16 protein-coding genes are annotated in these 12,515 nt (G+C 63.1%); 10 read left to right on the forward strand and 6 right to left on the reverse strand.

Annotated features, from left to right (window positions below; genetic code table 11):
- Positions 1-164: 164 nt before the first annotated feature.
- The 4 genes from ACWTU7_RS23870 to ACWTU7_RS23885 all read right to left on the reverse strand — a co-directional run bounded on the left by ACWTU7_RS23870 (position 165) and on the right by ACWTU7_RS23885 (position 2,624).
- A complete protein-coding gene (locus tag ACWTU7_RS23870) occupies positions 165-386 on the reverse strand; it encodes a hypothetical protein (RefSeq protein ID WP_029351618.1) in 222 nt (73 codons plus the stop codon).
- Positions 387-507: 121 nt separating this feature from the next.
- Complete coding sequence (locus ACWTU7_RS23875; protein WP_065006745.1) at positions 508-918, reverse strand: SRPBCC family protein; 411 nt, start codon at positions 916-918, stop codon at positions 508-510.
- Entirely contained in the window at positions 915-1,238 is a 324-nt protein-coding gene (locus ACWTU7_RS23880; RefSeq protein ID WP_029351622.1) for an ArsR/SmtB family transcription factor, read from the reverse strand. Before ACWTU7_RS23880 ends, ACWTU7_RS23875 begins: the two co-directional genes overlap by 4 nt.
- 153 nt (positions 1,239-1,391) lie before the next feature.
- Complete coding sequence (locus ACWTU7_RS23885; RefSeq protein ID WP_455840624.1) at positions 1,392-2,624, reverse strand: MFS transporter; 1,233 nt, start codon at positions 2,622-2,624, stop codon at positions 1,392-1,394.
- Between the two features lie 177 nt (positions 2,625-2,801).
- Between ACWTU7_RS23885 and ACWTU7_RS23890 the strand changes: the two genes are divergently transcribed.
- Positions 2,802-3,089: a DUF3175 domain-containing protein gene (locus ACWTU7_RS23890; protein WP_029351626.1), complete on the forward strand. Its 288-nt coding sequence runs from the start codon at positions 2,802-2,804 to the stop codon at positions 3,087-3,089.
- A 9-nt stretch (positions 3,090-3,098) separates the two neighbouring features.
- Here the strand turns inward: ACWTU7_RS23890 and ACWTU7_RS23895 are convergent, their stop codons facing one another.
- Both ACWTU7_RS23895 and ACWTU7_RS23900 read right to left on the reverse strand, forming a co-directional pair.
- A complete protein-coding gene (locus tag ACWTU7_RS23895) occupies positions 3,099-3,890 on the reverse strand; it encodes a FadR/GntR family transcriptional regulator (protein ID WP_455840623.1) in 792 nt (263 codons plus the stop codon).
- A 134-nt stretch (positions 3,891-4,024) separates the two neighbouring features.
- Complete coding sequence (locus ACWTU7_RS23900; protein ID WP_065006737.1) at positions 4,025-5,014, reverse strand: sugar-binding protein; 990 nt, start codon at positions 5,012-5,014, stop codon at positions 4,025-4,027.
- A gap of 424 nt (positions 5,015-5,438) precedes the next feature.
- Between ACWTU7_RS23900 and ACWTU7_RS23905 the strand changes: the two genes are divergently transcribed.
- From ACWTU7_RS23905 to ACWTU7_RS23945, 9 genes are all read left to right on the forward strand, one after another.
- Positions 5,439-6,179 carry an ATP-binding cassette domain-containing protein gene (locus ACWTU7_RS23905; RefSeq protein ID WP_029351636.1) on the forward strand — a complete coding sequence of 247 codons (741 nt, stop codon included), beginning with the start codon at positions 5,439-5,441 and terminating at the stop codon, positions 6,177-6,179.
- Positions 6,180-6,219: 40 nt separating this feature from the next.
- Entirely contained in the window at positions 6,220-7,218 is a 999-nt protein-coding gene (locus ACWTU7_RS23910) for an ABC transporter permease (protein WP_029351638.1), read from the forward strand.
- A gap of 173 nt (positions 7,219-7,391) precedes the next feature.
- The gene (locus ACWTU7_RS23915) at positions 7,392-7,526 is read left to right on the forward strand and encodes a hypothetical protein (protein WP_455840622.1); all 135 of its coding nucleotides are present in this window, start codon (positions 7,392-7,394) and stop codon (positions 7,524-7,526) included.
- Positions 7,523-8,218 carry a helix-turn-helix domain-containing protein gene (locus ACWTU7_RS23920; protein WP_455840621.1) on the forward strand — a complete coding sequence of 232 codons (696 nt, stop codon included), beginning with the start codon at positions 7,523-7,525 and terminating at the stop codon, positions 8,216-8,218. The genes ACWTU7_RS23915 and ACWTU7_RS23920 overlap by 4 nt, the downstream gene beginning before the upstream one ends.
- A 115-nt stretch (positions 8,219-8,333) precedes the next feature.
- On the forward strand, positions 8,334-8,777 hold the full coding sequence (locus tag ACWTU7_RS23925; protein WP_455840620.1) for an SRPBCC family protein: 444 nt from the start codon (positions 8,334-8,336) through the stop codon (positions 8,775-8,777).
- Positions 8,778-8,793: 16 nt separating this feature from the next.
- A complete protein-coding gene (locus ACWTU7_RS23930) occupies positions 8,794-9,585 on the forward strand; it encodes an FAD binding domain-containing protein (RefSeq protein ID WP_455840619.1) in 792 nt (263 codons plus the stop codon).
- A 50-nt stretch (positions 9,586-9,635) separates the two neighbouring features.
- Complete coding sequence (locus tag ACWTU7_RS23935; RefSeq protein ID WP_455840618.1) at positions 9,636-10,118, forward strand: (2Fe-2S)-binding protein; 483 nt, start codon at positions 9,636-9,638, stop codon at positions 10,116-10,118.
- A 14-nt stretch (positions 10,119-10,132) separates the two neighbouring features.
- Entirely contained in the window at positions 10,133-11,500 is a 1,368-nt protein-coding gene (locus ACWTU7_RS23940; protein ID WP_455840617.1) for a xanthine dehydrogenase family protein molybdopterin-binding subunit, read from the forward strand.
- Position 11,501: 1 nt separating this feature from the next.
- Positions 11,502-12,506 carry a xanthine dehydrogenase family protein molybdopterin-binding subunit gene (locus ACWTU7_RS23945; protein ID WP_455840616.1) on the forward strand — a complete coding sequence of 335 codons (1,005 nt, stop codon included), beginning with the start codon at positions 11,502-11,504 and terminating at the stop codon, positions 12,504-12,506.
- The last annotated feature ends 9 nt before the right edge of the window (positions 12,507-12,515 follow it).

Genomic DNA, 12,515 nt, shown 5'->3' on the forward strand with positions numbered 1-12,515 from the left:
TCGCCATGCCAACCCGACTTGCCGCACCCGTCTGGCGTCGCGCAGCCTTACCCCATTGTCAAGCTAACCGGCCAGGACAGCTACCCGAACTCGGGTAGCGCCACAGTTTGAATTTCGGCTGTGGGTGGTGAGCGGGCGTCTTGTCGTCCACCGTGCTCAGGCTTCTACGCCGTGCGTCGTCCGCTGCGCCACCTCGTGGCGTACGGCAATGCGAACAAGTAGAGACCGCTGAGCATGAGCAAGGCGAGCGGGATCAGCGGCATGAGGTATACCCAGTAGGCGGGCTCGACACCTGCGCCCAAGGTGATGAAAATGGCAGCGACGACCGCCGTAAAAATGATCGACAGCCAGCGGTGGAGTTGCCGAATCCACGTGTTCCAGTTCATGAGCACCTCCTCTGAAGACGAGCTGAAGCGGATCGGGCGACCCGCTTGGCGCCAGCCTTCTTGCAAGCTTGTTTGATTTGATGACGTCTTGTTGGCCATTGCCCGTTGGCGCCGGCACGCCTTACTCTATCCGCGCCAGGACCTGCTCCAGGTTCGCAAAGAACCGCTGCCACCCATATTTGGCACCCTGGTAATACTGCTGCTGATCCGGCCGGAAGCCCAACTGCTCCATGCGCAGATGGGTCCCCGTGCTCGTGGGGGTGAGCGTCCACGTGACGACACTCCGGAGATCCTTGGTATCCCACGTGTAAGACAGCGTCTTGTTGGGCTCGACTGCCTGGACCTGACAGTCGACCGCCCCCCAGTCCGCGCTAAGATTGAAACGGTGCCCCTCGTCTGGCTTGAAATCGTTCTTCATCAGCCACTCCTCGATCAGGTGTGATTGCGTGAGGGCGCGCCAGATCTTTTCCGGCGGAAAAGCTACCTCCCGTTCGACAACGACGGCGCGCGTTTCGGTCTCAGTATTGGTCATTGGTCCATCCTTTTGAGCAAATCTTCGAGGTTGTCGAACCGGCTTTGCCAGAACCCAGCCATTTGGTTCGTCCAGTCGATCAGCGGCGCCAAGGCGCCGAGCTCCGCGCTATAGTGCGTGTTGCGGCCTTCGTGCCGGTCGCGCACCAACCCGGCCTGCTTCAGAACCCCAAGGTGCTTTGACACTGCCGGTTGCGAGACCCCAGCCCGAGCGGTCAGAGCCGCGACGGTCTGGTCTCCGTCGCGACACAGCCGCTCGAAGATGGCCCGTCGCGTCGGATCGGCAAGCGTTCTGAAAAGGATCTCATGGGGCTGTGACATGGCAATCGATAACTCGCTGGCTATTTGATCAATCAATAACCGCCGAGATATGTGTAAGTCAAGCAGGAACGTGGCCCGGTGATAGCGGACTGTCAGCCATTAGTCAGCGAACTTCCGCTGGGGGTCGTGAGCCGAAATTCAAAGGGTCAGTGCTCAGCCCATTGCCGCGGCGCTGCGCCGCGCTTTCCACAGCAGCAGCACCATGGCCGCTATGTTCAGCAGGTTCCAGGCAACGCCGTTGAGGAATGCGGCGGCGTAGGAGCCGGTCAGATCGTAGATCCAGCCCGACATCCAGCCGCCGATCGCCATGCCGAAGATCGTCGCCATGATTACGATGCCGACGCGCTGGCCGGCCTCTCTGGCCGGCATGTATTCGCGCACGATAATGGCATAGCAAGGCACGATGCCGCCCTGCGACAGACCGAAAACCAGCGAGACGACGTAAAGCGAGGCGAGCCCGTCGAAGGGGATGTAAAACAATAGCGACAAGCCTTGCAGTACCGAGCCGATCAGCAGGGTTTTCACGCCGCCGATGCGATCGGCAAGAAAACCGGATGCCAGCCGGCTGATGACGCCCGCCACCATCATGATCGACAGCATGTCGGCGCCACGCGCCATGCCATAGCCGAGGTCCATGCAATAGGCGACGATATGGACCTGCGGCATCGACATCGCCACGCAGCAGCCCAGGCCGGCGACGACGAGCAGCATCTGCAGGGCTGCCGGCGACAGCGATATCGGCTGGACGGGCCGGCTGCCGGGCGACCCGGGAGCGGCGGCACGTGGCGCGCCGCGCCTGAGCAGCAGGATCAGCGGCACCATAGTCGCGACGCAGACGACGCCTATCGCGCCATAGGTGAAGCGCCAGCCTTCGCTCTGCATGACATAGGGCATCGCCATCGGCCAGACCGCCCCGGCGAGATAGCTGCCGGCGGCGGCAGCCGTCACCGCGACGCCGCGCCGGCGGTTGAACCAGTGCGAGATGTCGGCGATCAGCGGCCCGAAGATCGCCGACGTGCCGACGCCGATCAAAAGCCCCTGGGCAAGAGTAAACTGCAGGATCGAAGTGGTCAGCGACGCCAGCAGGAAACCAGTGCCGAGCGCCACCGAGGCAATGAGCGCCGGTATCCAGTAGCCCACGCGGTCGATGGCGCGGCCGACCACAACATTACCGACGGCGAAGCCGACCATGGTCGCGGTATAGGGCATCGACGCGGCGGCGCGATCGACGCCGAATTCGGCCTGCACCGCCGGCAGCACCACGACGACCGCCCACATGCCGACGCCGCCGATCGTCGCCAGCAGCATCGAGATGCCGAGCCGCATCCAGGCATAGGCGCTGTCGATGCCGGGGCTGCTTGGCTGGCTGGAGAAGGTTGTGGTCAAGGCGTTTCCTGTCCGCGATTCTGCAAAATCGACCGGTTCGACACCACTATCGGCACATTGGCGGCGCCGTGCAGCGCCACATCACGCAAATCCGTGGCTCCAGGGATTTGAGTTGAAGTGGAACAGTGGCCGCCGTCCCGGAGTTTTCCATCAACGCACCAATGGAAGGAGTTTGTCATGACCGCGAAAAGGAAATGGTCGGCCGAGGTGACGGAGCACAGCGATGCGCTGGACCTCGAGGAGCACGTCTTCGAATCCCACGACCCTAAAAAGATCGCGGCCTCGCTGAAGCGATCGGCCGAACATAGTGACCGGCGCAAGGCCGAGCCGTTCCAATCCGCCATGTCGATGCTGAATTTCTACATCAACCGTGCCGGCAAGAACCTGCCGGCCAAGCAGAAGAAAGTCCTGGAGGACGCCAAGGACGAACTGCGCGCGGTGTTTGGGCGCCCCAGAGAAGATTAGAGGGCCGGCCTACCTCGACTTGATGACGCTATCTGTATTGGCCAACAGCTTGCGCACCGCGTTGCGCGCCGCATCCGGCCGCTGCAGGCGAATGTTCTTTTCGATCGCCTCGTGCAGCTTCTGCGCGTGCTGCAAATCGTCCAGTTCCCGCGTCGTATAGGCGAACAGATGATCGAAGGCCGATTCGATCAGCACACCGAGCGGCACCAGAAGGTCGTTGCCCGAGGCGCGCAGGATGGCCAGATGAAAACGCGTGTCCGCGCGGGTGCGCTCCTGCAGCGTCGTCGCTTGGCCCATCTCCCGGCAGGCCTGGCTGATCTCGGCCATCTGCTCGTCGCTACGCCGGATCGCGGCAAAGGCGCTGGCTTCCGGCTCGATAATGTGGCGGAACTCCTGCACCGTTTTCAGGAACACCTCGCGGTCGGGCGAGGTCGCGTACCAGGCCAGCACGTCGCGGTCGAGCAGGTTCCAGCGCTCCTTCGGCTCGACCCAGCTGCCGATCTTCGGACGCGACGCCAAAAGGCTTTTGGCCATCAGCATCTTGATCGCTTCGCGCACCGCCGAGCGGCTGACGTCGAAAGTCTCGGACCATTTGGCCTCGTTGGGCAGGATGGTTCCCGGCGGATAGTCGCCGCGCACGATCCTGAGACCGATCTCGTTGGCTAGTGACGCATGCACGCTCGATCCGGGGATCAGCGCCGCATCGGTACGGCGCGCGCCGGGCGGACGGGCAGCCTGTGCCTTGACCTTGGCCCGTGCATTAACCGTGGTAAGTCGCTTTTTCGATCTTGCGTCCGACATCCATGTTCCCCGGCACATGCTGAACTCAAGGCGCGGCAAAGCAGGAGCGGTTCGCCCCAGCAATCTCACCTCGTAGGTTTTCGTGAACCGGTGTGACGGGGCGCCCGTCGATCGGACGCCCCGAAACTGCGAACCTACTTCTGGATGCAGGTGTCGGCCGTATCCTTGGTGCACTCGTCGAGACCGGTGAAGACCGGATCGGCGACCGGCTTGCCTTCGATCAGGTCAATCATCACCGAGGGCGCCTTGTAGCCCATCTCGAACGGCCGCTGGCCGACCAGCGCGGTCACCAGACCCTCCTTGGCGATCGCCACTTCCTCACCGATCGTATCGGCAGCGCCGATGACGAACTCGTTCTTGGCGATCTTGTCGGCCATCGGCTTGAACAGGTCGCGATAGGGCTGCGGCGCACCGAACAGCGGCCAGCCGCCCATGATGCCAAAAGCGTCGAGATCGGGATTGGCGGCGAGGATATCGGTCATCGCCTGCACGCCCTTGGCGCCGTCGTCATTGGTGAACACCGGGCAGCCGGCGACCTCGGTCCAGCCGCCCTCGCCGGCGAGCGCCGGGAGATCCTTCTGGCCTGTAAGCGCGTCGCGCATGCCCTGAGCGCGGCGCAGGATGTTGTCGGCCGCCGGATTGCCTTGGATGGTGCAGATCTTGCCGCCATCCGGCTTGGCCTTCTTGATATACTCGCCGATCTTGTAGCCCATCAGGTAGTTGTCGGTGCCGAGATAGGTCTTGCGTAGCGCCGCATCTTCCTTGCTGAGGTCGGCGTCGAGCGTCATGATCGGGATCGACGGATTGGCGCTTTTGATCGTCTGCGCGATCAGCGGCGCGTTGGACGGCGAAATGGCCATCGCCACCGTGTCTGGCTTGCTCAGCATGTCCTGAACGATCTGGGCTTCGCCGGCCTCGTCCGAGGTCGACGCCGGACCTGTGTAGAAGCATTCATATTCCGAGTTGGCGTTTTCCGAGTTCCATTTCTGGCAACCCTGGTTGATGGCCTCGAAGAACGGATTGTCGAGCCCCTTCACCACGATGACGAGCTGTTTCTTGGCCATAGCCGGTCCGGCGCCCAACGCCAGCATGGCGACGGCAGCGAGCAATAGTGATTTCCTCATTTCAGTCCTCCCTTGAAACAGACGGACACGGCGTGCCCGCCACACAGACCGGCCCGGATGCGCGATGACAGAGGTTCGTTTCGCGAGCGCTCGTGTCGCCAAGCCGGGCCGATAAGTATTTCCAGATGCGGCCGCAGACCAGCGCGGTACGGACGCTGCCCGATCTCGACCGATAAACTCCGCCGATTCCGCCGGCGCGCCGGAACAGGAGATCGGCATAATCTCCTCCGACGCTTAGCTAATATCGGCTTGCGACCAACGTCAATTGCTATTTGTCCTACAAAACGGATTTTTCGAAAGAAGCCGCTGTTGACGGCAAGGGGGCATGTGCGTAAATGGGCGAAAGCGCTGTTCCCGGGAGGGGCTGGGAAGAGCGAGGCCGCGGCAGAACCGCTGGCCGGAAGCACGGGGAGGAAGCAGTCTGGTGTCGGTTCTCGAACTCGCCAACATCTCGAAACATTTCGGCGCCATCCAGGCCGTCAACGACGTTTCGCTGTCGATCGAGGCCGGACAGGTGGTCGGCCTGATGGGCGATAACGGCGCCGGCAAGTCGACGCTGGTCAAGATGATCGCCGGCAATTTCCGCCCGAGCCACGGCACGATGCAGATGGACGGCAAGGAGCTGATCCTGCACAAGCCGGTGGAGGCGCGCCAGCACGGCATCGAGATCGTCCATCAGGATCTGGCGCTGTGCAACAATCTGACGGCCGCCGCCAACGTCTATCTCGGCCGCGAGCTGCGCCGCGGTGTCGGGCCGTTTCGCATCCTCGACTACGCCGCGATGTACAAGCGCGCCGGCCAGATCTTTGCCGTGCTGAAATCCGAAACCCGCCCGCGCGACTTGGTCAAGCAGATGTCGGGCGGCCAGCGGCAAGCGGTGGCGATTGCCCGCACCATGCTTTCGCAGGCTAAGATCGTGCTGATGGACGAGCCGACGGCGGCGATTTCGGTCCGACAGGTCGCCGAGGTGCTGAACCTGATCCGCCATTTGCGCGACCAGGGCATTGCGGTCGTGCTGATCAGTCACCGCATGCCCGACGTCTTTGACGTTGCCGACCGCGTCATCGTCATGCGGCGCGGCCGCAAGGTTGCCGACAAGACGATCGCGTCGAGTTCGCCCGAGGAAGTCACCGGGCTCATCACCGGCGCCATCGAACAGGTTTGATGTCAGCGGGTTTCACCACGCAAGCAGATAAAGGTCGACGATGGCAGTAACTCTTGACCAGACGATCGCGCAGAAGCAGCATACTTTGCTGACCAGGGTGTTTGCCAGCCAGACCTTCTGGGTGGTGATCGCGGTCATCCTCGCCTGCCTGTTCCTGTCTGTCGCCACGGATTCGTTCGCCACGACGAAGAACCTCTACAACATCACCCGTAACGTCACCTTCGTCGCCATCGTCGCTCTGGGCATGACCTTCGTCATCATCACCGGCGGCATCGACCTTTCGGTCGGTTCGGTGCTTTGCCTCTGTTCGATGGTGCTGGCGGTGACCATGCATGCCGGCTACGGCATCGAGATCGGCATTGCCGCTGCAATCGCGACAGCGCTGATCATCGGCGCCTTCAACGGTATATTGATCGCCTATCTCGGCTTTCCGCCGTTCGTGGTGACGCTCGGCATGCTGTCGATTGCGCGCAGCCTTGCCATGGTCGCCTCCAACAACACCGTCGTCTTCCAGTTCGGGCCGGATCACGACAAGCTTCTGGCGCTGGGCGGCGGCGCCTTTGTGTTCGGCATCGCCAATCCGGTGCTCTACACGATCGTGCTGGCACTGATCACCGGCTTCGTCCTGCGCTGGACGAAATTCGGCCGGCACATCTTCGCCATCGGCGGCAATGAGCATGCGGCGACGCTGACCGGCGTTCCGGTGCGCCAGATCAAGGTCGCGGTCTATATGATCTCGGCGCTGGCGGCCGGTATCGCCGGCATCATCCAGACCGGCTGGCTTGGCGCCGTCACCACCAATCTCGGCAACGGCATGGAGCTTCAGGTCATCGCCGCGACCGTCATCGGTGGCGCCAACCTGGCCGGCGGCATGGGCACGGCCTTTGGCGCCGTCGTTGGCGCGGCGCTGATCGAAGTGATCCGCAACAGTCTCGGCCTGCTCGGCATCAATGCCTTCTGGCAAGGCGTGTTCATCGGCGGCGCCATTCTGCTGGCGGTCCTGTTCGACCGGATCCGCAATTTCAGGCGCAACGAATAGACCGCAGGTGACGGACGCTATTCGTTCCCTTGCTATCGCTCAGTCTGATAATCGGCCGGTACGGCCCATGTCGGTCCCAGGCGTGCGCATGTGCCTTGACGCAGGCCCGGACTGAGCCGCACTATCCCCATTGCAGGCGAAGGGAGGCCAGTCGCCTGCGGGAGGATATACCCATGACGGAAGCGATCAGGCTCTACTGGGGCCGGTTCGGACATGTTTCTGTCCTGAACGTCGCCAGCGACTTCGTCACCCATGCCCATGTCGAGGCGCATATCATCATTGGCTGGAAGGCACGGCCGGCGAGATGACCATCGGTCGCGAAACGGTGCGGCTTGGGCCCGGCACCGCCGCCGGCATCAATTCCTTCCAGCCGCACAGCCACGCTTTGTCCAGCGACGGCCGGCCCGGCCTGTTCCTCGCCTTCTACATCGATCCGGACTGGGCGCGCCGGCGTCGCGACCTGCCGTCGTCCGCGCCGCTATTTTCAGCACCGGCGATCACGCTGGAGCCCTGGCTGCACAAGGCGGCAGCCAACCTTCTCGACCATCTCAGCGACAATGAGAGCATCGACGACATCGCCAAATACGAGATCGAGCGCTTCATCGACAGCGTGCTCGACGCCGCCGACGCCTCGGCACCGCAAGTAGCACGCGCCCGCGTCCACACCATGCAGGATTTCCGTGTCCGCAAGGCGATCCAGCTGATGAAGGCCAATGTCTGCGAGCGTATCTGCTTCGACGATGTGGCACGCAGCGTCGGCCTGTCGCGGCCGCATTTCTTCGCGCTGTTCAAGGAGCAGACCAATCTGACGCCCAACGTCTACTGGAACACGTTGCGCATGGAGGAAGCCGTGCGGCAGTTGCAATGGTCGCAGGAGCCGCTGATCTCGGTCGCCTGCAATCTTGGCTTCACCACCCAGGGCAATTTCTCGCGCTTCTTCCGCGATCATGTCGGCGTTCCGCCGACACTCTATCGCGAGGCGGCGCGGGCCATTTCCTGAGCCGCCTGGCAGCCGTTTTTCAGACTATTTGATAGGCGGTCAAGACGCATTGATAAGCGCCGCCGGGCCCGCCGCCCTACCCTCGCGACATAAATGCTTGCAAGGGAACGACCATATGGCGAAAGTTACCATCTCCAGCGTCATCGACGCGCCGGTCGAAAAGGTTTGGGCGCGCATACGCGACTTCAACGGCCTGCCGAGCTGGCATCCGCGTATGGTCGAAAGCCATATCGAGGACGGCAAGGATCCCGGCACGATCGGCTGCGTGCGCAACTTTCAGCTCGCCAGCGGCGCCCGCATTCGCGAAAAGCTGCTCGACTTCTCCGACTGCAATTTCCTCGTCAGCTACTCCATCCTGGAGACACCGCAGCCGCTGACCAACCACAAGGCGACGCTGCAGCTGCGGCGGGTGACCGATGGCGACCGCACCTATGCCGAATGGACCGCCAGCTTCGACGCGCCCCCGGAAGAAGCCGACAAACTGGCCGAGGGCATGGGCGCCAACGTCTTCCAGGGCGGTTTTAACGCTTTGAAAAGTCATTTCGCCGGCCAAAGTTGAGCAAAAGGAGCCTTCCATGGCGCTCGCCCTGCAGACTTTCTCGACGGTCAAGGACGCCAATGCGGCGCTGAAAGCCGCCGGTACCCGCTATCTCGGCGGCGGCACGCTGGTCGTGCGCGCCGCCAATGAAGGCGATGTATCGGTCTCCAGCCTCATCAGGTCGACCGAGCCGGCGCTGTCGGCCATCACCGTTTCCGGCGGCAAGGTCCGCATTGGCGCTTCGGTGACGATGGCGGCGATCGCCCGTCATCCGGATCTCGCGTCGCTTGCCCACGCGGCGCGCGCCGTCGGCGGCCCGGCGATCCGCAACATGGCGACCGTCGGCGGCAATCTCTTCGCCCCGGCGCCCTATGGCGACTTCACCGTGGCGCTGCTGGCACTGGACGCAGCCGTCAATATCGACGACGGCGAGCTACCGATCGAAACCTTCCTGGCAAAACGCGAAAGCAACCACGCCATCATCACCGCAGTTGGATTTACGTTTCCGGCTGAAGGCTTTCGCTTCCTGAAAGTGTCGAGGATCAAGCCGAAGGGCGTCTCGGTGCTGAGCATCGCCGCCGTGCTGGAACAGGCACCGGACGGAACCGTGTCTTCGGCACGGATAGCGCTTGGCTGCATGGCCGACCGGCCGATGCGTGCGACGGCGGCGGAGAAAGCGCTGCTCGGCAGGACGCTCACCAGCGATGGCATCGCGCCGGCGCTTGCTGCGGCCGGCGACGGCACCTCGCCTGTTACCGATCCGATCGCCAGTGCCTGGTATCGCAACGAAGTCCTGCCGGTCCATCTCGGCCGGCTGCTACTCGGCTGAAATATCCAGGGGAGCGCGCTTGCCCACGAGCAGGCGCGCAAGGAGGAAACATGACAAAGGTCCCGGTTCAGCTCACGCTCAACGGCGCGGAGAAGGCCGAATTCATCGACAGCGGTACGACGCTGCTCAACGCACTGCGCGACAAGATCGGCGACACCTCACCGAAAGGCGGCTGCCATCAAGGCACATGCGGCGCCTGCTCGGTGATCATCGACGGTGAGCTCCGGCTCTCCTGCCTGACGCTGGCCGAAACCTGCAACGGTGCGGCCATCACCACGACATCGGGGCTTTCGGAAGGCGGCGTTCTGCATCCGCTGCAGCGGGCCTTCCTCGACTCCTTCGCCACCCAATGCGGCTTCTGCACGCCGGGCATGATCATGGCCGCCAAGGTGCTGCTCGACCACACGCCGAACCCCAGCCGCGACGAGGTGGTCGAGGCGCTGTCGGGCAATATCTGCCGCTGCACCGGCTACGAGCCGATCATCCAGGCGGTGCTGACCGCCGCGCGATCCAATTCGCAGAACGCGGCTTGAGGGGGGTCAAAAAGATGGAACTCCGCAAGAACTACTTCGCCGAGCAGCGCAAGGATGATCTGCACGAGATCGGCCAACCACGGCCGCGCTCCGATTCACCCGGCCATGTCACCGGCAAAACCGCCTATTTCGCCGACCGCAATTTTCCCGGCATGCTGCATTTGAAGATGGTGCGCAGCCCGCATCATCACGCCCGCATCCGCGGCATCGACACTTCGGAGGCCGAGAAACATCCAGGCGTCGTCAAGGTGCTGACCGCCAAGGATGTGCCGCACAATGTCTACACCATCCTGATCCTGATCCAGATCGGGCCGGAGGACGAGACGGTGCTGGCCGATGGCAAGGTTCGCTGGAAGGGCGAGGCGGTGGTGGCGGTGCTCGCCGAGACCGAGCGTGCCGCCCAGGAAGCGGCGGCCAAGGTCAAGATCGATTACGAAGTGCTGCCGGCCGTCTTCGACATGGAGGAAGCGCTGAAGCCCGGCGCGCCGATAGTGAACGAATATCACGGCCGGAACTATTATCTCTATGACAGCGGCGAATGCCGCAAGGTGCGGTTCGGCGATGTCGAGGCCGGCTTCGCCGGGGCCGATCACGTGCTCGAACAGACCTACCAATCCTCGCCGATCGAACACGCACCGACCGAGACGACCGGCTGTATCGTCGCGCCGGAGGGCAATGACCGCTTCACCTGCTACACCAACACGCAGGCGATGTTCTTCACCCTCGACAACGCCTCGATCATCCTGCAGATGCCTGGCAACAAGCTGCATTTCGTCGGCGGCACCGTCGGCGGCGGTTTTGGCGGCAAGGTCGACGTCATCGTCGAGCCGATCGCCATCCTCGGCGCCAAATTGACCGGGCGTCCGGTCTCCTTCATCTACAGCCGAGAGGAGGAGATGCAGATCTCCTCGCCGCGCGCCGCCGAAAAGGTCGTCATCAAGGATGGCGTCATGAAGGATGGCCGCATCGTCGCCCGCAAAGTCACCGGCTACACCGATGCCGGCGCCTACTCACGCCATTCGCCCTATGGCGCGCAGAAGGGCGCTGGCCACTACCCCGGCCCTTACACGATCCCGAATGTCTGGATCGACACCTACTGCGTCTACACCAACCGCACGCCTTCCTCCGCCATGCGCGGCTTCGGCGTCACCATCGGCGATTTCGCGCTGGAGGTGCAGATGGACAAGCTCGCCCGGTTGATCGGCATGGACCCGCTTGAATTCCGCTTCATCAATGCCTACCGCGACGGCGACATGAAGGCGCACCGCCAGCCGACCGAAGGCGCTGCGCTGATCGAGTGCATGCAGGAAGCGTCGCGCACCGCCAACTGGCCGGTGGCGGAGAAGTTCATGGCGATGTCGTCCTACGCGAAGGGAGCTTGAGATGGCGATCAGGCGTGGACGCGGCGTCGCCGCAATCAACTATCCGACCGGCATGAACCTCGGCGGTGACCCGACCCAGGCGCTGGTGCATTCGACGCCGACCGGCAATTTCATGGTGACGCTGTCGAGCGTCGATCTCGGCCAGGGCATGAAGCAGATCATGGCGCAGATCTGCGCCGAGACGATCGGCGTGCCGACCGACCGCGTCGTCGTCGACACCGCCGACACCGATACCGGCCCGCACTGCATGGGCACCTTCGCCTCGCGCGGCACCCACCGCGCCGGCAACGCCGTCACCCAGGCGGCCAGGGAAGCCCGCCAGGTGATGCTGGAAGTGGCGGCCGAGGAACTGGAAGTGAATGCGTCGGACCTCGAGACCGACGGCCAAGGCAACATCCTGGTCAAGGGCGCGCCGCAAAAATCGATTTCGATCTTCGATGTCGCGCTGTCGGCTCACTTCAAGCGCGGCCGCTCGATTTCCGGTCGCGGCATGTTTTTGATCCCCCGCTCCTATCCCGAGAAAGAAACCGGCGCGATGAAGCCGTCGACCTGCTACGCCCACGCCTGCACGGTGGCTGAGGTCGAGGTCGATGACGAGACCGGCGAGGTCACCGTGCTGACGGTCAAGAACATTTTTGAGATCGGCCGCGCGCTGAACCCGAAAATGGTTGAGCAGCAGCTCATCGGCGGCTCATGGATGGGCATCAGCCACGCGCTCTACGAGACGACTGAACCCTATTATCCCAATCGCGATCATGGCGGCACCGACTTCAACCAGTATCTGATGCCGGGTCCTGGCGATCTTGCGCAAACCGAGATCATCGTGCTGGAACGACCCTCGGCCGACGGCCCGTACGGCGCCAAGGGACCAGGCGAAATGTGCGCCAACCCGCAGATCCCGGCCGTCGCCAATGCCGTCTTCGACGCCGTCGGCGTGCGCATCGACACGCTGCCGATCACGCCGGAGCGCATCCTGCGCGCGTTGAAGGCGAAAGCCCCGAACTGAGTGTTGGAA

The organism is Mesorhizobium sp. BHscii (genome assembly GCF_053848065.1).